The sequence below is a fragment of the Burkholderia arboris genome, assembly GCF_038723655.1.
GTDB classification, from domain to species: domain Bacteria; phylum Pseudomonadota; class Gammaproteobacteria; order Burkholderiales; family Burkholderiaceae; genus Burkholderia; species Burkholderia arboris.
On sequence record NZ_CP109823.1, the window covers coordinates 1,042,834 to 1,063,634 of the forward strand.

Annotated in this window: 20 protein-coding genes; 14 read left to right on the forward strand and 6 right to left on the reverse strand. The window is 67.9% G+C overall.

What is annotated here, in order from left to right:
* Positions 1–216: 216 nt before the first annotated feature.
* Positions 217–1,116, reverse strand: a complete 900-nt coding sequence (locus OHZ10_RS37190; protein WP_059241129.1) for a DMT family transporter — start codon at positions 1,114–1,116, stop codon at positions 217–219.
* A gap of 57 nt (positions 1,117–1,173) precedes the next feature.
* Here OHZ10_RS37190 and OHZ10_RS37195 point away from each other — a divergent pair, with 57 nt between their 5' ends.
* The 5 genes from OHZ10_RS37195 (at position 1,174) to OHZ10_RS37215 (ending at position 4,259) form a co-directional block, all read left to right on the forward strand.
* The gene (locus tag OHZ10_RS37195; protein WP_059241130.1) at positions 1,174–2,151 is read left to right on the forward strand and encodes a LysR substrate-binding domain-containing protein; all 978 of its coding nucleotides are present in this window, start codon (positions 1,174–1,176) and stop codon (positions 2,149–2,151) included.
* Between the two features lie 14 nt (positions 2,152–2,165).
* On the forward strand, positions 2,166–2,354 hold the full coding sequence (locus OHZ10_RS37200) for a hypothetical protein (RefSeq protein ID WP_155627318.1): 189 nt from the start codon (positions 2,166–2,168) through the stop codon (positions 2,352–2,354).
* Positions 2,347–3,018, forward strand: a complete 672-nt coding sequence (locus OHZ10_RS37205; RefSeq protein WP_059241131.1) for a hypothetical protein — start codon at positions 2,347–2,349, stop codon at positions 3,016–3,018. The genes OHZ10_RS37200 and OHZ10_RS37205 overlap by 8 nt, the downstream gene beginning before the upstream one ends.
* A gap of 52 nt (positions 3,019–3,070) precedes the next feature.
* Positions 3,071–3,538 carry a sodium:proline symporter gene (locus OHZ10_RS37210; RefSeq protein ID WP_342706182.1) on the forward strand — a complete coding sequence of 156 codons (468 nt, stop codon included), beginning with the start codon at positions 3,071–3,073 and terminating at the stop codon, positions 3,536–3,538.
* A 220-nt stretch (positions 3,539–3,758) separates the two neighbouring features.
* Positions 3,759–4,259 (forward strand): hypothetical protein, encoded by a 501-nt coding sequence (locus OHZ10_RS37215; RefSeq protein WP_059242386.1) that lies wholly within the window; start codon positions 3,759–3,761, stop codon positions 4,257–4,259.
* Between the two features lie 207 nt (positions 4,260–4,466).
* On the opposite strand, the gene OHZ10_RS37220 is transcribed toward OHZ10_RS37215, so the two are convergent.
* From OHZ10_RS37220 to OHZ10_RS37230, 3 genes are all read right to left on the reverse strand, one after another.
* On the reverse strand, positions 4,467–5,111 hold the full coding sequence (locus OHZ10_RS37220) for a glutathione S-transferase family protein (protein ID WP_256087641.1): 645 nt from the start codon (positions 5,109–5,111) through the stop codon (positions 4,467–4,469).
* A 104-nt stretch (positions 5,112–5,215) separates the two neighbouring features.
* Positions 5,216–6,388, reverse strand: a complete 1,173-nt coding sequence (locus tag OHZ10_RS37225) for a porin (protein WP_342706183.1) — start codon at positions 6,386–6,388, stop codon at positions 5,216–5,218.
* A 149-nt stretch (positions 6,389–6,537) separates the two neighbouring features.
* Positions 6,538–7,368, reverse strand: a complete 831-nt coding sequence (locus OHZ10_RS37230; RefSeq protein ID WP_059241135.1) for a helix-turn-helix transcriptional regulator — start codon at positions 7,366–7,368, stop codon at positions 6,538–6,540.
* A gap of 245 nt (positions 7,369–7,613) precedes the next feature.
* On the opposite strand from OHZ10_RS37230, the gene OHZ10_RS37235 reads away from it, so the two are divergent.
* The 9 genes from OHZ10_RS37235 (at position 7,614) to OHZ10_RS37275 (ending at position 18,156) form a co-directional block, all read left to right on the forward strand.
* The gene (locus OHZ10_RS37235; RefSeq protein ID WP_342706184.1) at positions 7,614–8,735 is read left to right on the forward strand and encodes a polyamine ABC transporter substrate-binding protein; all 1,122 of its coding nucleotides are present in this window, start codon (positions 7,614–7,616) and stop codon (positions 8,733–8,735) included.
* An 11-nt stretch (positions 8,736–8,746) separates the two neighbouring features.
* Positions 8,747–9,886: an ABC transporter ATP-binding protein gene (locus OHZ10_RS37240; RefSeq protein ID WP_226196089.1), complete on the forward strand. Its 1,140-nt coding sequence runs from the start codon at positions 8,747–8,749 to the stop codon at positions 9,884–9,886.
* A gap of 10 nt (positions 9,887–9,896) precedes the next feature.
* On the forward strand, positions 9,897–10,880 hold the full coding sequence (locus tag OHZ10_RS37245; RefSeq protein ID WP_059241138.1) for an ABC transporter permease subunit: 984 nt from the start codon (positions 9,897–9,899) through the stop codon (positions 10,878–10,880).
* Positions 10,877–11,821 (forward strand): ABC transporter permease subunit, encoded by a 945-nt coding sequence (locus OHZ10_RS37250; RefSeq protein ID WP_342706185.1) that lies wholly within the window; start codon positions 10,877–10,879, stop codon positions 11,819–11,821. The genes OHZ10_RS37245 and OHZ10_RS37250 overlap by 4 nt, the downstream gene beginning before the upstream one ends.
* Before the next feature lie 21 nt (positions 11,822–11,842).
* Complete coding sequence (locus OHZ10_RS37255; RefSeq protein ID WP_342706186.1) at positions 11,843–13,408, forward strand: DUF3138 family protein; 1,566 nt, start codon at positions 11,843–11,845, stop codon at positions 13,406–13,408.
* A 26-nt stretch (positions 13,409–13,434) separates the two neighbouring features.
* Positions 13,435–14,727, forward strand: a complete 1,293-nt coding sequence (locus OHZ10_RS37260; protein WP_342706187.1) for an FAD-binding oxidoreductase — start codon at positions 13,435–13,437, stop codon at positions 14,725–14,727.
* Between the two features lie 71 nt (positions 14,728–14,798).
* Positions 14,799–15,179 carry a cupin domain-containing protein gene (locus OHZ10_RS37265; protein ID WP_342706188.1) on the forward strand — a complete coding sequence of 127 codons (381 nt, stop codon included), beginning with the start codon at positions 14,799–14,801 and terminating at the stop codon, positions 15,177–15,179.
* 45 nt (positions 15,180–15,224) lie between these two features.
* Entirely contained in the window at positions 15,225–16,640 is a 1,416-nt protein-coding gene (locus tag OHZ10_RS37270) for an amidase family protein (RefSeq protein WP_342706189.1), read from the forward strand.
* 25 nt (positions 16,641–16,665) lie between these two features.
* Entirely contained in the window at positions 16,666–18,156 is a 1,491-nt protein-coding gene (locus tag OHZ10_RS37275; RefSeq protein WP_340625807.1) for an aldehyde dehydrogenase, read from the forward strand.
* Positions 18,157–18,207: 51 nt separating this feature from the next.
* On the opposite strand, the gene OHZ10_RS37280 is transcribed toward OHZ10_RS37275, so the two are convergent.
* Positions 18,208–18,720 (reverse strand): DUF4262 domain-containing protein, encoded by a 513-nt coding sequence (locus OHZ10_RS37280; protein WP_059241145.1) that lies wholly within the window; start codon positions 18,718–18,720, stop codon positions 18,208–18,210.
* Positions 18,721–18,844: 124 nt separating this feature from the next.
* On the reverse strand, positions 18,845–20,698 hold the full coding sequence (locus OHZ10_RS37285; RefSeq protein ID WP_342706190.1) for an ABC transporter ATP-binding protein: 1,854 nt from the start codon (positions 20,696–20,698) through the stop codon (positions 18,845–18,847).
* Between the last annotated feature and the right edge of the window lie 103 nt (positions 20,699–20,801).

Sequence of the window (20,801 nt, forward strand, 5' to 3'; positions counted from 1 at the left end):
ACACCTGCGATCGCTGCTCCGGGTTCGTCGTCATGCTTCATCAACGACGGCGCTCGTCTTAATGCAACTAACGGTCAAGCTCGGCAGCATCGCCGGGTGGGTGCCGGTTGCACGGCCCCGATCATCCATGCGGTTTTGCAGATACCGGGGTGCTGTTCGTCCCGGCCGCGTCCCGATCGTCGCGCCGGCACGGCGATTCCCGCGGCCGTCGCGAGCTTACGAACGCCCGCGCAGGGCGACGAAGATCACGCCGGCAATGGCCAGCAGGCCGCCGCAAGCCGTTGCGATGCCGGGCCGCTCGCCTGTCAGCACCATCGACAGCAGCGTCGCGACCGCCGGCGTCAGGTAGAGGAAATTGGCCGCGCGCGCCGCGCCGAAATAGCCGAGTGCGAAGGTCCAGGTCGCGTAGCCCAGCGCGGCGGGAAAGACGCCGAGCACCACGACGGCGAGCGCCGTGTCGCGCGACCCGCTGCCGAGCGACACGAGTGCGCCGGGCAGCCAGGGCGCGAGCAGCACGGCGCCGGCCAGCAGGGTGTACGCTGTGCAGGGTAGTGCGCCGTACACGGGAATCAGTCGCCGCTGCAACACGAAATAGCTGGCGGAGCACCACGCGGCGCCGAGGATCAGCGTGCTTCCCGAGCCGAGCACGAGGCCGCCCGGTTGTCCGTGCGCGATTACCGCGATGCCCGCGAGGCTGACCAGCGAACCGAGCCATCCCCAGCGATTGAAGCGCTCGCGCAGGAACACGGCGGCCAGCAGTGCGGTGAAGATCGGCAGCGTATTCACGATGAAACTCGCCGCGCCGGCCGACACGGTCTGCTCGCCGGTATTGAGCAGCGCGTTGTACAGCGCGATGCCGAGAAAACCGCACGCGACGAAGCGCAACGCGTCGCCCTTCGCCGGCAGCGGCGGCCTTCGCCATGCGAGCCACGCGATCACGAGCAGCGCCGCGGTTGCAAAGCGCGCCGCCGCGAGCTGCAGCGGTGCGAGGCCGTGCAGGCCGATCCGGATGAACGGGAAGGCGGACGCCCACGAGACGATCGTGAACGCGATCGCGCCTGCGGCGACGAGCGGTTGTCGCGCGTTGCGCGACGCCGGTGACGAAAGGGTATTCATGCGGGCATGGTGCGGTGTGGCGAGATGCTAAGCTAGCGCACAGATCAACACCCGGATATGAATATGGCTCACAGCTCGGGTTCGCGGCGGGCCGGCGGTCCGGCGCGTGCGCGCCAGCTGGCGGACGCGCTGTCGGCCGCCGCGCCGGCGCCCGGCCCGCGGCCGCCGCTCGCGAGCCTGGAGACTGTCTGCGCGGTGGCGCGCGAGGGTTCGTTTCTCGCGGCCGCAGAAGTTTCCGGCGTCACGCATGGCGCGATCAGCCGGCGGGTGGCCGCGGTGGAAAACTGGCTGGGGATGGCGCTGTTCGAACGGCATGCGCGCGGCGTGCGCCTGACGCCGGACGGGCAGCGTTTCGTCGGCCGGATCGAGCAGGCGTTCGCGATCATCGACAGCGCGGCCGATCAGTGGCGCTCGCCGCGTACGCCGCGGCTGGTCCGGATGAGCGTGGTGCCCGCGTTCGCGCAGCTCTGGCTGTTCGAGCGGCAGCATGTGCTCGAGGGCGAAGCGCCTGCGCTGCGCATCGAGCTCGGCATCGAATTGCGCAACGTGGATATCGCCGGCGGCGAAGCCGATCTGTCGATCCGGTACGGGCGCGGCAACTGGCGTCAGCTCGAAACCCGTGCGTTCATGCCGGAGCGGCTGTATCCGGTTGCGCATCCGCGGCTGGCCGAGCCACTGGCAAAGGCGCGCCGCCGGGCGGGCGATGCCGCGCTGCTCGACCTGCCGTTGCTGCACGATTCCGACGTGACGGGCTGGCGCACCTGGTTCGACGGGCTCGGCATTCCGTTCAAGCCGCGTGCGCAGGATCGCCGGTTCGAGGATTACAACCTCGTCCTCGCGGCGGCCGAAGCAGGGCTGGGCGTGGCGCTCGCGCGGACGCCGCTCGCCGATGCGTACCTGAAGCGCAGCGCGCTCGTGCGCGTCAGCCGTCATGAGGTCGATTCGCTGCTCAGGTATCACTTCGTGCATGCGAAGGGCGAGAATCGGCCGGAGGTGCTCGCGCTGATGGAGCGGATGGTGAAGGCGTTGGGGTAGGCGCGCAGCCCGCCGTGGATGCGACCGACCGTGCCGCGCCCATGCTGTTTGCTCGACCGGCGGCGCCAGATCGCTACAATGCAGCCGCGGAATATGGCGAGATCGCCGCAATGAGGCAAAATCGCGCCTTTGGCCGGCGGCGAGCCAATCACCAACAATGGCAGTACGGGTTCAAATTTGCAGAAAAGGGAACCGATGAATAGACCAGACAAGTCGTCGAAAGCGCGTGCCGCGCTGGATCAACTGTTTTCGGGCATGGCGCCTGCGGACGCGACGCGCTCATCGCCGCGTGCCGGCAATCCGTTCGAAGCGGCGGACGACGAGGTGTCCAGTGCATCCGGCGGCCGCGGCCGTGTCGAAGTCACGCTGTCGACCCGCATCCAGCTGCGCGGCTATCCGAGCGCCGATGCGTTCATGAAGCGCATGGCCGAAGCGTGGGGGCTGGAATGGGGGACGTACGACAGCATCCGGGCCGTGGCGACGCTGCCGGCCGGCTGGCGCTCGCGCCGGCTTCCGGAAGTCACGCAGATCGTCGACGAACACGACGTGCTGCGCGCCGAGAGCAGCCTGCAGGGCGGCGAGATGTCGTATCTGAAGGTGCACCCGCGCTACTTCATCGATGCACGCAAGCGCTTCGGCTGGAGCAAGTCGTCGAAGGCATCCGACGATCCGGATCTCGACGGTCCCGACTGGAACTGCTTCGTGATCGATCGCGAAAAGTCCATCGAAGTGCACGAACTCACGACGTCGTCGCTGAAAGCCGACATGGACAATGCCCGTGCGACGCTGCTGAAATGGCTCGACGAGCGCTATCCGAAACACCGCGATCCGTTTGCGTACTGGACGGACTGCGAAGGGGCGTCGTAAGTCGGTTGGTGCGGCGGGTCGATGCGTCGGCCGGTTGCCTTGAGGACGACACTTGAAGCCAGCAAGTCCGATCCCGATTCTCTGGGCCGCGTTCGGCGCGGCGGTCGGATCGACCGTCATCGAGCTGCTGCTCTGGCCGCTCGTCGGCGACGACGCGCTCCGGAACCTGCTGCGCGACGCGCGCCTCACGGCGGCCATCGTGATGGGGCGCCGCGTGCTCGGTTCGGCCGGCGGCTTCGATCCGCTGATCATGGGCGTGGCGACGCTCGTGCATGCCGCGCTTTCGCTGGTCTATGCGGCCGCGCTGGCGCGGCTGGTTCACGGATTGTCGCTCCGCGCCGCGCTGCTCGCCGGCGGCGCGTTCGGCCTCGTCCTCTACGGCGTCAACCTGTACGCCTTCACGGCACGCTTCCCGTGGTTCATCCCGGTTCGCGGCGCGATCACGCTGGTGGCCCATCTGGTATTCGGGATCACGGCAGCGGCTGTCTACTGCGTCGCCCGGCGCCCGCTCGAACGCTGACCCCGGCAACGCGTGCCGGGCGCTCCGGCTGCGGTCATTCGTATCCAGACCCCTGGAATAACCCGCCGCGCCGCACCGTTTAGCCGTCAGGAGACCCTGTACGAAGCGGCGGCGCGTCGCGACCGCCGTGCGATGAATCGTGCGCAAGCAATCCGGTGTGCCCGGTGTCGTCAGCGACGCCGGGGATCGAATGGTCGGGGGCAACACGCGGGAGCCGATCATGAGCAACCTGTTTCGAGCCGCGGCAGGCATCGTCTGTCTCGGTCTTTCCACGTCCGTCGTCGCGCAAATGGCGGACGATCCGTCGGGCGACGGCACGAACTGCCGTGCTGTCGTCGCGCAGGCGGACATCGACGGCACGGCGCAGCAGATCGTCGGGCGCGCGTGCCTGCAAAGCGACGGCACCTGGCAGATCGTGCAAAGTGCCGACGGTAGCGTGGTGTGGTATCCGGTGGCAGCCTATCCGTATGACGACCCGTGGTACTGGGGGCCGCCGCTGTTCATCGGCGCGGGCGTGAGCTTCATCTTCGTCGATCGATTCCATCGCTTCCATCACTTCGATCACGTCGACCATTTCAACCCGATCGATCATCGCCGCTTCGGCGTCCCGGTGGGTGCGGGCTTTCGCCATGGCACGTTCCCGGTCGGTGCGAGTCACGAATTCGGCGGCATGCACCGGTTCGGCGGCATGGGCGGGGCCGGTGGCATGCGGCGACACTAGGTCGAGGCGTCCAGCCTGAACGTACGCGCTCGCGCGCATGTATCGGGAATGCCACGTCCGCGGGAACGACGAGCGGCCTGGCGCGCGAAGCGGGAGGCGGCGTCGCGACGGCGGCTCCCCGACACGCGTCGACCCTCTCGGGCACACGGCCACGCCGTTCGGGCGTGTGTGGTGCGAAAGCCGTTCCGCTGCCGGGGCGGCACCCGGTCAGTCGAGCTTGCCGCGCAGGTCGTCGAACGGAATCATCACGTGCGTGCGATACGCGGGCCGCGCCTTCAGCCGTTCGTACCACGCCTCCACGTTCGGCACGTCGGGCCGTGCGATATCGAGTTCGAAATACCGGTAGAGATGCGTGCCGGCCGCGATGTCGGCGAGCGTGATCGCGTCGCCTGCGAGAAACGGGTGTCCGGCGAGCGCCGCATCGAGCAGCCGGAAATACTGCGCGCATTGCGCGATGCTCTGCTCGACGCGCGCGGTGTCGCGCTGCCCGGGCGGCGTCCGGTAGTAGCCGCGGAACACGCCGTTGAGGAACGCCGGTTGCAGTGTCGTCTGCGCCCAGTCCATCCAGCGGTCGGCGCGTGACTGCTCGGCGGGGTCGTCGTGCCAGAAGCCGGGCCGCCCGTAGCGCGCGGCGAGGTAGCGCAGGATGCTGTGCGACTCCCATACGACGGTACCGTTGTCGTCGATCACGGGCACGCGACCGTGCGGGTTCATCGCGAGAAAGTCGGGCGTATCGAGCACGCCGAACCGGCCGCCGGCCGGCACGTGCCGATGCGCGAGCGCGAGTTCGTCGACGAGCCACATCACCTTCTGGACATTGAACGCGTTGCGTCGTCCCCATACCGTCAGCATGCCGGTCTCCTTGCGTTGTACGGAACCTGAAGCCGGACAGTGTAAACGCCGCAGGCGCGCACCGCGGTGCGCGCCTGCCCGGCAGTCGTCGAGCGACGACGCGATCAGAACTTGTGGCGGATGCCGACGATCGCGAGTTCCTGCGTATCGGTGCCGGAGTTCACGCCGTACGAGCCGACCGACGCGGCCGCTTTCACGGTCGCACCGCTCGCATTGAGCGTGTTGCCGCTCGCCTTCTGGTAGCCGAACAGCGCATACAGGTCGGTACGCTTCGACAGCGCGTAGTCCGCGCCGAGGTTGACCTGGTTGTAGTGCGCGGATGCCGGGCCCGTCAGCGACGTGTAGTTGTAGCCGACGCCCGCGCGCAGCGCCGGCGAGAACTGCCAGTTGAAGAACGCCGAGCCGTTGTTGAACTTCGCGTTCTGGCTGAACGCCGACAGCGTGTCCGCGCCGTACTGCGTATTCGAATACGCGAGGCCGAAGGTTGCCGGCCCGGCCACGTACTGGCCGGCTACGCGCACGATCTGGATCGACTTCGCGCTCGAAAAGCCCTGGTTGATCACGGTGTTGAACAGCGTGTCCGAGCTGCTCGACCACGTGCGCACGCCATTCGCGACCGTCGTGCCGCCGTTCGCATAGAAGAAGCCGGCGCCGAGCGACAGCGGGCCGTTCGCGTAGCTCGCGCCGAAGCTGTACGTGCGGCCGTTGCCGGTCGAGCCTGCGACGCCGCCGAAGCCGTACAGGGCCGCGAACTGGAAGCCCGAGATCAGCTGGCTCGTGTACTTCACCGAGTTGCTGACGCGCAGGCTGTTGTCGTAGTTGTCGAGGTCGCCCGGCGTCGCGAACACGCCGCCGAAATAGTTGTCCTGCGTGAGGCCCTGCACGAGATCGACGACCGGATCGTACTGGCGGCCGAGCGTGACGGTGCCGTACGTGCTGCTCGCGAGGCCGACGACGGCCTTGCGGCCGAATTCGCGCTGACCCTGGCCGAGCGCGCCGGTGCCGATGTTGAAGCCGTTCTCGAGCTGGAACAGCGCGGACAGGCCGCTGCCGAGATCCTCGATGCCGCGCAGCCCCCAGCGGCTGCCCGACAGGTTGCCGCTGCTGAACTTGACGAGGCTCGATGCGTTGCCGCCGCTCGCATTCTGCGCGTTGTGCACGTAGGCGATGCCCGCGTCGGCGATGCCGTACAGCGTGACGCTGCTTTGCGCGTGCGTGCCGGCGGCGTAGAGCGCTGCCGGCAGCGCGAGCAGTGCGAATGACCGGATCTGTTTCATTGTTGGATTCCCCCGTTGGTCGATTGGTCTGACGAGTCGGTGAACGATACGGACGGCGCATCGTCAAGGGAACCAATAAATTGTCGGATCGTTATGAGGCGGCGCGGCGATGGATGCGCGCGCAACGGCAGGGGCGCGGCACGCGGGGCCTATGCGTCGTGCCGCCGCGACGCGTTCCGCAGCACGAGCGTCATCAGTTGCCGGCGCGATTCGACGCCGAGCTTCGCGAATGCGCGCTTCGCGTACGTGTCGATGGTCGACGTCTTGAGCCCCATCGACTGCGCGATCGCGGCCGACGTCATGCCCTGGATGAACGACGCGCACACGTGCATCTCGCGTGCGGTCAGCCGTTCCTGCCATTCCGGCAGCCATTGCGCGACGAGGTCGAGATCGAGTTCGTCGCGCGGCGTGTCGTCGGCACACGCGCCGAGCAGGCGCTTGTGCGCGGACGCCATCGGCAGCACGACCTGCGACAGCTGTTTCAGCAGGCTCAGCTCCTTCAGCGAGAACGGCGGCAGCCGCCGCGAGCGCGCGATCGAGATCGAGTAGCGCGTGCCCCCCGTCACGCCGGTGATCACGCATTCGTCGTGAATGTCGCCGGCGTCGAAGAACAGGTGCCGGAGCTCGCTCGCGACGCGCTGCGCGGACACCTGCACCAGCTGCACGTCGCTTTCGGATTCGATCGCCGCATAGGTCGCGTCGTCGCTCGCATAGCTGCGGTAGTAGTGACGCATCACCTGCGCGATCAGCTCGGGCTCGCGGCCGAAGCTGCCGATCCAGCCGACGTTGCGCCTGCCCGGCTCCGCGGCGCGTTCGTAGTCGAGATGCACGGCGTCGAAGTCGACGTAGCGCACGAGCGTGTCGTAGACGGCGCGCATGAACTGCGGCGTCCCGACAGCTTGTGCGATGTCGCCCAGCGTTTCGGTCACGAACGCGACGTGGCTCAGCGGGAGATCGGGGGCGGGCAGCGCAGCGCTCATGACGTCGGGTGTCGAAGGATTTTTCAGGTGGCGCTACAGGTATCACGAATATTTTCGACTGCCTACGCGGGAATCTACCCAAACGGCCCGAAACGACGGCGCCGTTTGTCCCGGTTTTCGGGACTGACGCTGCGGGCCGCGATCTCTACATTGCCCCTTGTGCTGAACACCGCCCGACGGCGTTGACGCGAGTCCGGATCCGGACCCGGGCGCAACGGCCGATCCCCATCACAAGGAGAATCCCCATGCGTATCCGTATCCGTCGTCAACCGGCCCTGCGTGCCACGCTCGTCGCGTCCGCGGCGCTGGCCTTTGCGGCGAGCCTGTCCGCCCGCGCCGGCGACACCAACCTGAACGTGTACAACTGGTCGGAGTACGTCGCGAAGGACACGGTGCCCAATTTCGAGAAGCAGTCGGGCATCAAGGTGCGCTACGACAGCTACGACAGCGACGATACGCTGCAGACCAAGCTGCTCGCGGGCAGCTCGGGCTACGACATCGTCGTGCCGACGTCCAACTATCTCGCACAGCAGATCCAGGCCGGCGTGTACCAGAAGCTCGACAAATCGAAGCTGCTGAACCTTGCGAATCTCGATCCGGTGCTGATGAAGATGATCGCGAAGGCCGACCCGGGCAACCAGTACGGCGTGCCGTGGGCGTGGGGCACGACGGGGATCGGCTACAACGTCGAGGCCGTGCGTAAGCGGCTCGGCGACAGCGCGCCGACCGACAGCTGGGCGCTGCTGTTCGACCCGGCGAACGCGGCGAAGCTGAAAGGCTGCGGGATCTCGCTGCTCGACGCGCCGGACGCCGCGTTCGCGGCGGCGCTGCAATACATGGGCAAGGATCCGGAGAGCAAGAACCCGGCCGACTACCAGGCCGCCTACGAGGTGCTGAAGAAGATCCGTCCGTACGTGACGCAGTTCAGCTCGGCCGGCTATGCGGACGATCTCGCGAACAACGACGTGTGCGTCGTGCTCGGCTGGTCGGGCGACGTCAGCATCGCGCGGCGGCGCACGCTGGACGCGAAGCGCTCGTACGAGATCCGCTACATGAATCCGAAGGAAGGCGGCCTGCTGTGGTTCGACGTGATGGCGATTCCGAAGGACGCGCCGCATCCGGAAGCCGCGTTGAAGTGGATCAACTACATCGAAGACCCGAAGACCAACGCGGCGATCACGAACGAGATCTTCTATCCGAGCGCGAACAAGGCTGCGCGCGCGTTCGTGACGCCGGCGATCGTGCAGGACCCGAGCGTCTACCTGTCCGACGCGACGATCGCGAAGACGTCGCTCGCGATGCCGAGAAGCGCCGACATCGCACGGATGCAGAACCGTCTGTGGCTGCAGTTGAAGTCCGGCGGTTGAGGGCGACCGCGATGATCCATACGCTCCCTGCCGCACCGGCCACGGCCGGTGCACGCCACGACGCGGGCGCCTTCGTGCGCATCGAAAACGTCGTGAAGAAGTTCGGCGACAGCACGGCCGTCGACAACGTGAACCTGACGATCGCGAAGAACGAACTGTTCGCGCTGCTCGGCAGCTCCGGCTGCGGCAAGTCCACGCTGCTGCGCATGCTCGCCGGGCTCGAAACGGCCACCTCCGGCAAGATCTTCGTCGACGGCGAGGACCTCGCGTCGCTGCCGCCGTACCGCCGCCCGGTGAACATGATGTTCCAGTCGTACGCGCTGTTCCCGCACATGACGGTCGAATCGAACGTCGCGTTCGGCCTGAAGCAGGAAGGCACGCCGAAGCATGAAATCAAGGAGCGCGTGGCCGATGCGCTCGCGCTCGTGCAGATGAGCAAGTACGCGCAGCGCAAGCCGCATCAGCTGTCCGGCGGCCAGCAGCAGCGCGTCGCGCTGGCCCGCTCGCTGGTCAAGCGCCCGAAGCTGCTGCTGCTCGACGAGCCGATGTCCGCGCTCGACAAGAAGATCCGCCAGAAGACCCAGCTCGAACTCGTGAACATCATCGAGAAAGTCGACGTGACCTGCGTGATGGTCACGCACGACCAGGAAGAGGCGATGACGATGGCCAGCCGCCTCGCGGTGATGAGCGAAGGCAAGATCGTGCAGATCGGCGCGCCGGGCGAGGTGTACGAGTTTCCGAACAGCCGCTTCTCCGCCGAATTCATCGGCTCGACCAACCTGTTCGAGGGCCGCGTCGTCGAGGACGAGCCCGACCACATCTTCGTCGAGAGCGACGACCTCGAAGCGCGCATGGTCGTGAGCCACGGCGTCACCGGCCCGCTCGGGATGCCGGTCGGCATCTCGGTGCGCCCGGAACGCGTGCACGTGTCGCGCGAGAAGCCGGGTTCGAAGCACAACTGGGCGCGCGGCGTCGTGACCGACATCGCGTACATGGGCAGCTACTCGCTGTACCACGTGCGGCTGCCGAGCGGCAAGACGGTCGTGTCGAACCTGTCGAGCTCGCACCTGATGAGCGACAACGCGCCGGCGTGGAACGACGACGTGTTCGTGTCGTGGTCGCCGGCCAGCGGCGTCGTGCTGACGCAGTGAGGACGACACGATGAGAACCTCTGCTTCCACGCCTTCCGCGCCGGTGTCGTCCGGCGCCGCGAGTACGGGCGCCGGCCGCGCCCGCCCGGGCCGCTTCGCCGCGCTGTCGCGCTTCCTGCCGTCGGGCCGCAGCGTCGCGATCGGCGTGCCGTTCCTGTGGCTTGCCGTGTTCTTCGCGCTGCCGTTCGTGCTGGTGCTGAAGATCAGCTTCGCCGACCCGATGCTCGGCATCCCGCCGTACACCGCGCTCGCCAGGCTGGAGGCCGGCACGGTGCAGTTGGTGCTGTCGCTGAAGCATTACGCGCTGCTGCTGCAGGACGACCTGTACCTGAACACGTACGTCAGCTCGCTGAAGATGGCCGCCGCATCGACGCTGATGTGCCTGCTGGCCGGCTACCCGATCGCGTACTGCATCGCGCGTGCGGCACCGGCGCGCCGCAACCTGCTGATGATGGCCGTGATGCTGCCGTTCTGGACGTCGTTCCTGATCCGCGTCTATGCGTGGGTCGGGATCATGAAGGACGACGGGTTGCTGAATCACGCACTGGCGGCGCTCGGCGTGATCGCGATGCCGCTGCGCCTGTATCACACCGACGCGGGCGTCTACATCGGGATGGTCTATTCGTACCTGCCGTTCATGGTGATGCCGCTGTACGCGCACCTCGTGAAGATGGACGTCACGCTGCTCGAGGCCGCGCACGATCTCGGCGCGACACCGTGGTCCGCGTTCTGGCGCATCACGTTGCCGCTGTCGAAGAACGGCATCGTCGCGGGCAGCCTGCTCGTGTTCATCCCGGCCGTCGGCGAATACGTGATCCCCGAGCTGCTCGGCGGTGCGAACACGCTGATGCTCGGCCGCGTGATGTGGGACGAGTTCTTCAACAACATGGACTGGCCGATGGCGTCCGCCGTCACGGTGACGATGGTGCTGGTGCTGCTCGTGCCGATGGCGCTGCTCCATTACAGCCAGACCGAAGCGGAGGCACAACCATGACCCGCACGAATCGCATCCTGTCCGCGTGCGTGCTGGGCGCGGGCTTCCTGTTCCTGTACGTGCCGATCGCCAGTCTCGTCGTCTATTCGTTCAACGCGTCGAAGCTCGTGACGGTGTGGACGGGATTCTCGCTGAAATGGTACGGCGCGCTGTTGCACGACGACGAGCTGCTGGCGGCTGCGTGGCTGTCGCTGAAGATCGCGCTGCTGACGGCCACCGCGTCGGTCGCGATCGGCACGTGGGCCGGCTTCGTGCTGGCCCGCATGGGGCGCTTTCGCGGCTTCACGCTGTATGCCGCGATGATCAACGCGCCGCTGGTGATTCCCGAAGTGATCCAGGGCATCTCGCTGCTGCTGCTGTTCGTCGCGATGCAGCAGACCTTCGGCTGGCCGGCCGGGCGCGGCTGGCTGACGATCTGGATCGGTCACGTGATGCTGTGCCTGTCGTTCGTCGCAGTGATCGTGCAGTCGCGCGTGAAGGAACTCGACCGCTCGATCGAGGAAGCCGCGCTCGATCTCGGCGCGCGTCCGGTGAAGGTGTTCTTCGTGATCACGCTGCCGCTGATCGCACAGGCGCTGGTGTCCGGCTGGTTGCTCGCGTTCACGGTGTCGATCGACGACGTGATCCTGTCCGCGTTCCTGTCGGGCCCCGGCTCGACGACCTTGCCGCTCGTCGTGTTCTCGCGCGTGCGGATGGGGCTGAATCCCGAGATGAATGCGCTCGCGACGGTGTTCATCACGGCCGTGACGATCGGCGTCGTCGTCGTGAACCGCGCGATGCAGGCCCGCGAACGGAAGCAGGCACGCGACGCGCGTGCGTGGCATGCGGTGTCCACGCTCGAAGCCATGCTCGATGCACCGGCGCCGTCTCCCGCGATGCCGCCCGCGCGCCCGCCGGCTGCGCAGCTTCGGCCCGCGCCCGCACCGCATCCCGTGAAGTGAACAACGACAAGGAGACTTTCCGTGAAAAAGAAACTGCTTTGCGCGCTGATCGCCGGCGCGCTGCCGGGGCTCGCCGCCGCGAATTCGAGCGCCGACCAGATCAGGGCGCTGCAACAGCAGCTCGCCGTGTTGCAGCGGCAGATGAGCGCGCTGCAGTCGCAACTCGCCGCGAAGCCGGTGGCGGTACCGGCCGCGTCGAATGCGACATCCGCCGCAGCGGCAGCCGACCCGTCGGCGCCCGGCTACGGGCAGGCGCCGGCCGCGCTGACCCGCGACGACGTGGCGGAAATCCGCCAGCAGGTCGCGAACCAGCAGCTGAAGGTCGATTCGCTGACCGATGCCGCGCGCACGGGCCCGATCGCGGGGCTGTCGGTGACCGGCTATCTCGACCCGACCTACGTGTACAACCGGGGCGGCGGCACGTCGTCGTTCCAGTTCGCCAATCATGAGAACGCGTACGCCTATTACAACAGTACGTTCGGCGACGTGTTCCTCGACATCAAGAAGACCTTCGGGGTCGGCCCGACCGCACCATCCGCTGAAATCACGCTGATGCCGAACCGCGGCGCAGGCCTGTCGATGATGACGGGCAGCGGTGCGAGCGGGCTCGACATCGTGAACACGGCGGTCGTCACGGTGCCGCTGTCGGGCACGACGTCGTTCGTCGGCGGGCTCGTGCTCGGCTTCGGCGGCTACGAGTACCAGCAGTCGAGCCAGATGCTCACGCTCACGCACAACCTGCTGTACGACTTCTCCGATCCGGGCTCGTCGATCGGCGCCGGCATCAACTACCAGAGCGCGGACGGCCACTGGGCGTGGAAATTCTTCGTCGGCAACGAGCAGTTCCGCAGCGCGGGCGCGGTCACGCAGACGGGCGTCAACGCGCTCGGCGACCCGATTACGACGAGCAACAAGGTGCCGACCTTCACCGCGCGGGTCGACTACATGCACGGCAGCGCACTCGATCTCGGCGGTTCGATCAACATCGGCCGGCAGACGCTGGTGAGCGCGGTCGATCCGGCGACCGGCAACGTGCGCTACGGCGTGGGCGGCAACGCGCCGAGCGCGTACGGCGCGTTCTTCTTCGGGGAGGCTGACGCGACCTATACGGTGGCCGATGCGCAGTACAACGCGGAACTCGACTACGGCCAGCAGCAGCACGGTGCGTTCAACGGCGGGCTCGCGCAGTGGTTCGGATTGTCGCTGCTCGCGCACCGCAAGTTCAACATGCCGGTGGTCGGGCGCATGGGCGCGACGCTGCGCTACGACCTGCTCGTGAACCGGAAGAACGGCGGGGGCGGCTCGTCGATCGGCCTGAACGGCAACGGGATGGACCCGAACAACGGCTTCGGCATCGACGCGGATTGCCTCGCGCAGTCGAAGGCGAACGGCGGCGTCGGCTTCGAGTGCAAGGGCGCGACGCGGCAGGCTGCCGCGTTCGACCTGCTGTTCTATCCGACCCAGCAGGTGACGGTGAAGGTCGAATACCGGCACGACTGGGCGAGCAACCGGGTCTTCCTGCGTCACGACGGGTCGTATGCGAAGTCGAACGACCTGCTCGCAACCCAACTCATCTACGCGTTCTGACGCGACGCCGTTCGCGAGTCTTACCTATGCTCAAGTTCGAAAAGCAGCAGCATGTTCAGTCCTACTACGCAGCGACGGCCAACAACCGTATCCGCCATCCGTCGCTCGATGGCGCCGTGACCGCCGACGTGTGCGTGATCGGCGGCGGGCTCACGGGCCTGTCCACGGCGCTCGATCTCGCGGAGCGCGGCCATTCGGTCGTGGTCGTCGAGGCGTCGAGGATCGGCTGGGGCGCGAGCGGCCGCAACGGCGGCCAGCTGATCGCCGGGTACTCGTGCGACATCGATACGTTTTCCGCCTTTCTGCCGGAAGACGACGTGCGGCGCGTATGGGCGATGGGGCTGGAATCGGTCGACATCGTCAGGCAGCGGGTCGAGCGGCACGGCATCGATTGCGACCTGAGCGGCGGCTACCTGACCGCCGCGAACAAGCCGCGCCATCTCGATGCGCTGCGCCGATGGCGCGATGCCGCGGCGGCCCGGTTCGGTTATCGCGGCTATGACATCGTCGAACGTGCCGACATGCCGCGCTTCGTCGCATCTGGCCGTTATGTCGGCGGCCTGCGTGACGAAGGCAGCGGCCACCTGCATCCGCTGAACTACACGCTCGGTCTCGCGCGAGCGGCGCGCGCGGCCGGCGTGACGATCCACGAGGACTCGCCCGCGCTCGCGCTCGATCGTGCGGCGCCGTACCACCGTGTCCGGTGCGCGCGCGGACACGTGGATGCCCGTTACGTGGTGCTGGCCTGCAATGCGTATCTCGGGCAGCTGGCGCCGTCGCTTGCACGCAAGATCATTCCGGTGGCGACCTACCTGATCGCGACGGAGCCGCTCGGCGACTCACGCGCAGCGCAGACGCTGCCGGCGAATGCCGCGATCAGCGACTGCAATGCGGAGCTCGACTATTTCCGGCTCACGCGCGACGGCCGGCTGTTGTGGGGCGGCAAGGCGAGCAGCTCGACGAAGGCGCCGCGCGACCTGGCAGCCGCAATGCGGCGCGACATGCTGAAGACGTTCCCGCAGCTGGCCGACGTGCGGATCGATTACGCGTGGGGCGGCCTGATCGACGCGACGATGAATCGTGCGCCGCATTTCGGCCGGCTGGAGCAGACCGTGTATTTCGCGCAGGGCTTTTCCGGGCACGGCGTCAACGTGACGGGCCTCGCGGGGCGGCTGATCGCGGAAGCGATCGATGCGCAGGCCGCGCGCTTCGACCTGTTCGGCCGGATTCGCCATCGCGACTTTCCGGGCGGGCGGCTGTTGCGCACGCCGATGCTGGCGCTCGCGATGGCGTGGCACCGGACGATGGACCTGCTTTGACCCGCGCCGGCCGACCTCCCCCGGCCGGGCGGCACCGCAACGTTTCGAAACACTCAGCCCAGGAGGCACACATGACCAACATCACGAATCTCGTCGACCTGATGCGGGCGCCCGCGAAGCTCACGCAAAGCCGCGTGCCGAGCGGTCTGCTGCTCGACGGCAACCCGATGCAGACGCTGTCGCATCACTACATCAGCCCGTGCGGCCAGTTCAGTTGCGGGATCTGGGCATGCACGCCCGGCCGCTGGACGATCGAGTACGACGAGTCGGAGTATTGCGAGATGCTGAGCGGCGTCGCGATCGTACGCGATGCGGAAGGCCGCGAACGCGTGCTGCACGCGGGCGACCGCTTCGTGATTCCGCCGGGTTTTCGCGGCACGTGGGAAGTCGTCGAGGCATGCCGCAAGATCTATGCGTCGCACGCGCCGCAAGCCGGGCAGCCGGGCGCTTGACGCGGCCGGGTCCATCCAATCATCGAGATCAACGAGGAGCAACTCATGACCCAGGAATTGTGGCGTCTCAGCGCGGCGGAGATGGCTGCGCATGTCGCACGGCGCGACGTGTCGGCAACCGAACTCACGCGCAGCTGCCTGCAGCGGCTCGAGCAGGTGAACCCCGTCATCAACGCGATCGTCGACGTGATGGCCGACAGCGCGATGCAGGCCGCGTCCGATGCCGACGCCGCAATCGCGCGCGGCGCGCCGGTCGGCCCGCTGCACGGCGTGCCGGTGACCGTGAAGATCAACGTCGACACGGCCGGACACGCGACGACCAACGGCGTGCGCGCGTTCTCCGACCTGATCGCGCACGAAGACAGCCCGGTGACCGCGAACCTGCGCAAGGCCGGCGCGATCGTGATCGGGCGCAGCAATGCGCCGGCGTTTTCGTACCGCTGGTTCACCGACAACGAACTGCACGGCCGCACGTCGAATCCGTGGGATGCGTCGCTGACGCCGGGCGGCTCCAGCGGCGGTGCGGCCGCGGCGGTGGCCGCCGGCATCGGTGCGATCGCGCACGGCAACGACCTCGGCGGGTCGATCCGCTATCCGGCCTACGCATGCGGTGTCGCGGGGCTGCGGCCGAGTACCGGGCGTGTGCCTGCCTACAACCCGACGCAGCCGAAGGATCGCACGCTCGCGGTGCAGCTCGCGTCCGTGCAGGGGCCGCTCGCGCGCACGGTCGGCGACTTGCGTCTTGCGCTCGACGCGATGTCGGCCGGCGACGCGCGCGACGCATGGTGGATGCCGGTGGCACCGGGCGCGCGCGAGGCCGCGTTCCCGGCGCGCGTCGCCGTGTGCGCCGAATTGCCGGGCGTGCCGACCGATCCTGCCGTGGCCGACGCGATCCGGCAGGCGGCGCGCTGGCTCGAAGAGGCCGGCTGCATCGTCGAGGAAGCGGCGCCGCCGCGGTTCGCCGAAGCGTGCGAACTGTGGCTCGACCTTGTGACCAACGAGGCGCGCAGCGGGCTCGGCGACGTGATCATGCAGCACGGCGATGCGGCGATCCGCACCGCGTTCGCGAGCCAGCGCAACCTGGCCGCGCCGCTGGATCTCGCCGGTTACATGAACGGCCTCGCGCGGCGCACCGCGCTGCTGCGCGACTGGCAGCAGTTCTTCGCACGCCATCCGCTGCTGCTGATGCCCGTGTCGTGCGCGCGGCCGTTCGCGATCGACGCCGACCTGCAGGGCGACGCCGCGATGCGCGAGATCGTCGACCGTCAGGGGCCGCTGCTTGCGACCGCGCTGCTCGGGCTGCCGGGGCTGTCGGTGCCGACCGGTATTCGCGACGGCGTGCCGACCGGCGTGCAGCTCGTCGCCGGACGCTTCCAGGAAGCGCTGTGTCTCGCCGCGGGCGAAGCGATCGAGGCGCGCGCGGGGATCTTTACGCCGATCGATCCGGTTCGCGGATCGTGATATGCGACACGTCACGAGGAAACCCATGAATCAAACGACATTCGAAGACTGGCAGGCCCGTGCGGCCGTGCTGCGGATCGACGGACGCGCGTTCATCGACGGCGAAGCGCGCCACGCGCAGGCCGGTGCGACCTTCGCGTGCGCGAGCCCGATCGACGGTTGCGTGCTCGCGCACGTGGCCGATTGCGCGGCCGACGACGTCGACCACGCGGTCGCGGCGGCGCGCCGCGCATTCGATGCGCAAACCTGGGCCGGCACGAATCCGCGCGGCCGCAAGGCCGTGCTGCAACGCTGGGCCGCGCTGATGCGCGTGCACGCGGACGAACTCGCGCTGCTCGAGACGCTCGACACCGGCAAGCCGATCGCCGATACCACGGCGATCGACATCCCGGCCGCCGCGCATTGCGTCGACTGGTATGCGGAAGCGATCGACAAGGTCGGCGGCGAAGTCGCGCCGGCCGACCACCACCTGATCGGGCTCGTCACGCGCGAGCCGATTGGCGTCGTCGCAGCGGTCGTGCCGTGGAATTTCCCGCTGCTGATGGCCGCGTGGAAGTTCGCACCGGCGCTCGCGGCCGGCAACAGCGTGGTGCTCAAACCGTCGGAGAAATCGCCGCTGACCGCGATCCGCGTCGCGCAGCTCGCATTCGACGCCGGTATCCCGGCCGGGGTATTCAACGTCGTGCCGGGCGGCGCGGAGCCGGGCAGGGCGCTGGCGCTGCATCGCGATGTCGACTGCATCGCGTTTACGGGGTCGACCCGCACCGGGCAGCAGATCATGGCGTGCGCCGCGCAATCGAACCTGAAGCGCGTCTGGCTCGAACTCGGCGGCAAGTCGCCGAACCTCGTGCTGCCCGACTGCCCCGATCTCGACCGCGCCGCGCAGGCGGCCGCCGATGCGATCTTCTTCAACATGGGGGAAGTGTGCACGGCCGGCTCGCGCCTGCTCGTGCATCGCGACATCAAGGACGCATTCGTCGCGAAGCTGGTCGACGCATCGCGCCGCTTCGCGCCCGGGCATCCGCTCGATCCGGCGGTGACGATGGGTGCGATCGTCGATCGTGCGCAACTCGATCGCGTGATGGGGTATATCGGTCTCGGGCGTGACGAAGGCCGTCTGGTGACGGGCGGCAGGCGGGTGCGCGAAGAGACGGGCGGGTTCTATGTCGAGCCGACGGTATTCGAGGTGAAGCCCGATGCGGCAATTGCGCGGGAGGAGATCTTCGGGCCGGTGCTGTCGGTGATCGTGTTCGACGACGTGGACGAAGCCGTACGCATCGCCAACGACACCGAGTACGGGCTCGCGGCGGCGGTATGGTCGGCGAACCTCTCGACCGCGCATGCGGTTGCGCGGCGCTTGCGGGCGGGCACCGTGTGGGTCAACTGCTACGGCGACGGCAGCGACGACCTGAACTTCCCGTTCGGCGGTTACAAGCTGTCGGGCAACGGCCGCGACAAGTCGCTGCATGCGCTCGACAAGTACACCGAGCTGAAATCGACGATCGTGCGGTTGTAGGCCGGGCGGCGCGGCACGCTCGCGGCGTGCCGCGCGACACCGCTGCGCCGGTCAGCGGCGATCGTCGCCCGGGACGAACAGGCGCGGCTGCGCGGCATTCAACGCGCCGTCCGCTTCCGGCCGCCACGGAAAAACCCCGTTGCGGTCGGGCCACAGCAGCTGGACGCACGGAAAGTCGTCGTTGCCGTAGAACCAGCGGTTCCAGCCGAGATGGGCTTCGTAGTGGGCTTGCTCGACCGGCATCAGCAGCGCGTTCGCGTTGCCGAAGACCGCGCCCGTGACTTCGCCGACCGGAGGCGGCGTGCCGGCCGCGACCATCCGGTAGACGTCCCACAGCACGTCATGGACGATGCGCGCCGGCATCGAGAACACGATGATTTCCGGAAAGCCGTGGTTGACCCACAGCCCGGTCGTGAACGAAAAGCCCGGGGCGTCTCCTTCCGAGAACACCTCCGTGCGGAACCACCCGTGCTGGCGAATCTGATGCACGAATCGCTGCTCGTCGTCCTCGAGCACCGAATCGGGCGCGTCGAGCGCGGTGGCGATATCCGGTCGTGTGGTCATGGGGGCTCCTGGATCGGCGTCGGACAACGGTGAGCCGGACGATCGCGCCCGGCCGGCGGGCCGGCGATCGCGGTCGAATCCGCCGGGCGAGCGCCGTGCCGCCATGGTGCCACAGCGGTCGCGCTTACTGTTCCGCGCCTTCCGCGTCCGCCGTTTCGCCGAGGAACCCGCCGCTCTGGTGCGCCCACAGCGCCGCATAAATGCCGCCTGCCTGCAGCAACTGCTGGTGCGTGCCTTCCTCGACGATGCGCCCTTCGTCGAGCACGATCAGCCGGTCCATCGCGGCGATCGTCGACAGCCGGTGTGCGATCGCGATCACCGTCTTGCCGCTCATCAGCGTGTCGAGGCTGCGCTGGATCGCGACTTCGACTTCGGAATCGAGTGCGCTGGTCGCTTCGTCGAGCACGAGGATCGGCGCGTCCTTGAGCATCACGCGTGCGATCGCGACGCGCTGCCGCTGGCCGCCCGACAGCTTCACGCCGCGCTCGCCGACCTCGACGTCGTAGCCGCTGCGCCCGTGACGGTCGCGCAGCCGGTCGATGAACTCGGACGCTTCGGCGCGCACGGCCGCGTCCTGCATCTCGTGCTCGGTCGCATCGGGCCGCCCGTACAGCAGGTTCTCGCGCATCGTGCGGTGCAGCAGCGACGTGTCCTGCGTGACCATCCCGATCGCGCTGCGCAGGCTGTCCTGCGTCACGTGCGCGATGTCCTGCCCGTCGATCCGGATCGTGCCGCCGCCGACGTCGTAAAAACGCAGCAGCAGGTTCACGAGCGTCGACTTACCGGCGCCCGAGCGGCCGATCAGGCCGATCCGCTCGCCCGGCCGGATCGCCAGGTTCAGCCCGTCGAACACCGCGCGGTCGTTGTCCTCGTGCGCGAACTGCACGTTGTCGAACACGATCCCGCCGCGCTGCACCGCGAGCGCCTTCGCGTCGGGCGCGTCGACCACGCTGCGCACCTTCGTCAGCGTGTTGATGCCGTCCTGGATCGTGCCGACGTTCTCGAACAGCTCGGTCATCTCCCACATGATCCAGTGCGAGTAGCTCGACAGGCGCAGCGCCATGGCGATCACGGCCGCGACGACGCCCGCGCTCGCCTCGCCGTGCATCCACAAATACAGCGCGAGCCCGGCAGAGCCGATCAGCAGCAGCGTCGACAGCAGGTGATTGACGATCTCGAACGCGCTGACGAGGCGCATCTGCGCGTCGCCGGTGGCCTTGAACGCTTCCATCGCGCGCCGTGCATGGTCGGCTTCCCGCCGCGTGTGCGAGAACAGCTTCACGGTCGTGATGTTCGAATACGCATCGGTGATGCGGCCCGTCATCATCGCGCGTGCGTCGGCCTGCCGGCTGCCGACTGCGCCCAGGCGCGGCACGAAGTACGCGCACGCCGCGCCGTAGCCGAGCGCCCACAGCACGAGCGGAATCATCAGCCGCCAGTCGAAGCTGGCCGCCAGCACGAGAATGCCGATCAGGTAGGCGGTGACGCCGATCACGACGTCGACCGACATGAACAGCGCGTCGCGGACCGCGAGCGCGGTCTGCATGATCTTGGTCGTCACGCGGCCCGCGAACTCGTTCGCATAGAACGACAGGCTCTGGTCGAGCATCAGCCGGTGAAACAGCCAGCGCAGCCGCATCGGGAAGTTGATCGCGAGCACCTGGTGCTTGACCATCGTGTGCAGCGCGATCAGCAGTGCGCTGCCCGCGAGAATCGCCGCGAAGCCGGCGAGCGTGCCGAAGTGGCGGCCGCCGAATTCCGCCGGTGTCGACGTCGACAGCCAGTCGACCACGTGCCCCATCATCGCGAACAGCGCGGCTTCGTAGGCGGCCAGCGCGGCCGACGTCAGCGCGATCAGCAGGATCCAGCTGCGCGCGCCTCTCGTGCACGCCCAGACGAACGAGAAGAATCCCCTCGGCGGCGTGACGGGATCTTCGAGCGGGAAAGTCGGCAGGCGCCGTTCAAACCACGAATACATTGAGACCTCTCCTTGATGCGGCCACGCGGGTTGGCGCGACCGGTATTGCCTGATGCCTGTTTCATGCGCGGCGCCAGCCGAGGCGGCGCCGGGTTGCACACGC

Excerpts from the sequence above, each read along its gene's own strand:
- OHZ10_RS37195 (WP_059241130.1), top strand. The coding sequence starts at position 1,174 with ATGAATATGGCTCACAGCTCGGGTTCGCGGCGGGCCGGCGGTCCGGCG.
- OHZ10_RS37245 (WP_059241138.1), top strand. The coding sequence starts at position 9,897 with ATGAGAACCTCTGCTTCCACGCCTTCCGCGCCGGTGTCGTCCGGCGCC.
- OHZ10_RS37240 (WP_226196089.1), top strand. The coding sequence starts at position 8,747 with ATGATCCATACGCTCCCTGCCGCACCGGCCACGGCCGGTGCACGCCAC.
- OHZ10_RS37250 (WP_342706185.1), top strand. The coding sequence starts at position 10,877 with ATGACCCGCACGAATCGCATCCTGTCCGCGTGCGTGCTGGGCGCGGGC.
- OHZ10_RS37270 (WP_342706189.1), top strand. The coding sequence starts at position 15,225 with ATGACCCAGGAATTGTGGCGTCTCAGCGCGGCGGAGATGGCTGCGCAT.
- OHZ10_RS37285 (WP_342706190.1), bottom strand. The coding sequence starts at position 20,698 with ATGTATTCGTGGTTTGAACGGCGCCTGCCGACTTTCCCGCTCGAAGAT.
- OHZ10_RS37230 (WP_059241135.1), bottom strand. The coding sequence starts at position 7,368 with ATGAGCGCTGCGCTGCCCGCCCCCGATCTCCCGCTGAGCCACGTCGCG.
- OHZ10_RS37205 (WP_059241131.1), top strand. The coding sequence starts at position 2,347 with ATGAATAGACCAGACAAGTCGTCGAAAGCGCGTGCCGCGCTGGATCAA.
- OHZ10_RS37225 (WP_342706183.1), bottom strand. The coding sequence starts at position 6,388 with ATGAAACAGATCCGGTCATTCGCACTGCTCGCGCTGCCGGCAGCGCTC.
- OHZ10_RS37190 (WP_059241129.1), bottom strand. The coding sequence starts at position 1,116 with ATGAATACCCTTTCGTCACCGGCGTCGCGCAACGCGCGACAACCGCTC.
- OHZ10_RS37260 (WP_342706187.1), top strand. The coding sequence starts at position 13,435 with ATGCTCAAGTTCGAAAAGCAGCAGCATGTTCAGTCCTACTACGCAGCG.
- OHZ10_RS37220 (WP_256087641.1), bottom strand. The coding sequence starts at position 5,111 with ATGCTGACGGTATGGGGACGACGCAACGCGTTCAATGTCCAGAAGGTG.
- OHZ10_RS37215 (WP_059242386.1), top strand. The coding sequence starts at position 3,759 with ATGAGCAACCTGTTTCGAGCCGCGGCAGGCATCGTCTGTCTCGGTCTT.
- OHZ10_RS37280 (WP_059241145.1), bottom strand. The coding sequence starts at position 18,720 with ATGACCACACGACCGGATATCGCCACCGCGCTCGACGCGCCCGATTCG.
- OHZ10_RS37265 (WP_342706188.1), top strand. The coding sequence starts at position 14,799 with ATGACCAACATCACGAATCTCGTCGACCTGATGCGGGCGCCCGCGAAG.
- OHZ10_RS37275 (WP_340625807.1), top strand. The coding sequence starts at position 16,666 with ATGAATCAAACGACATTCGAAGACTGGCAGGCCCGTGCGGCCGTGCTG.
- OHZ10_RS37235 (WP_342706184.1), top strand. The coding sequence starts at position 7,614 with ATGCGTATCCGTATCCGTCGTCAACCGGCCCTGCGTGCCACGCTCGTC.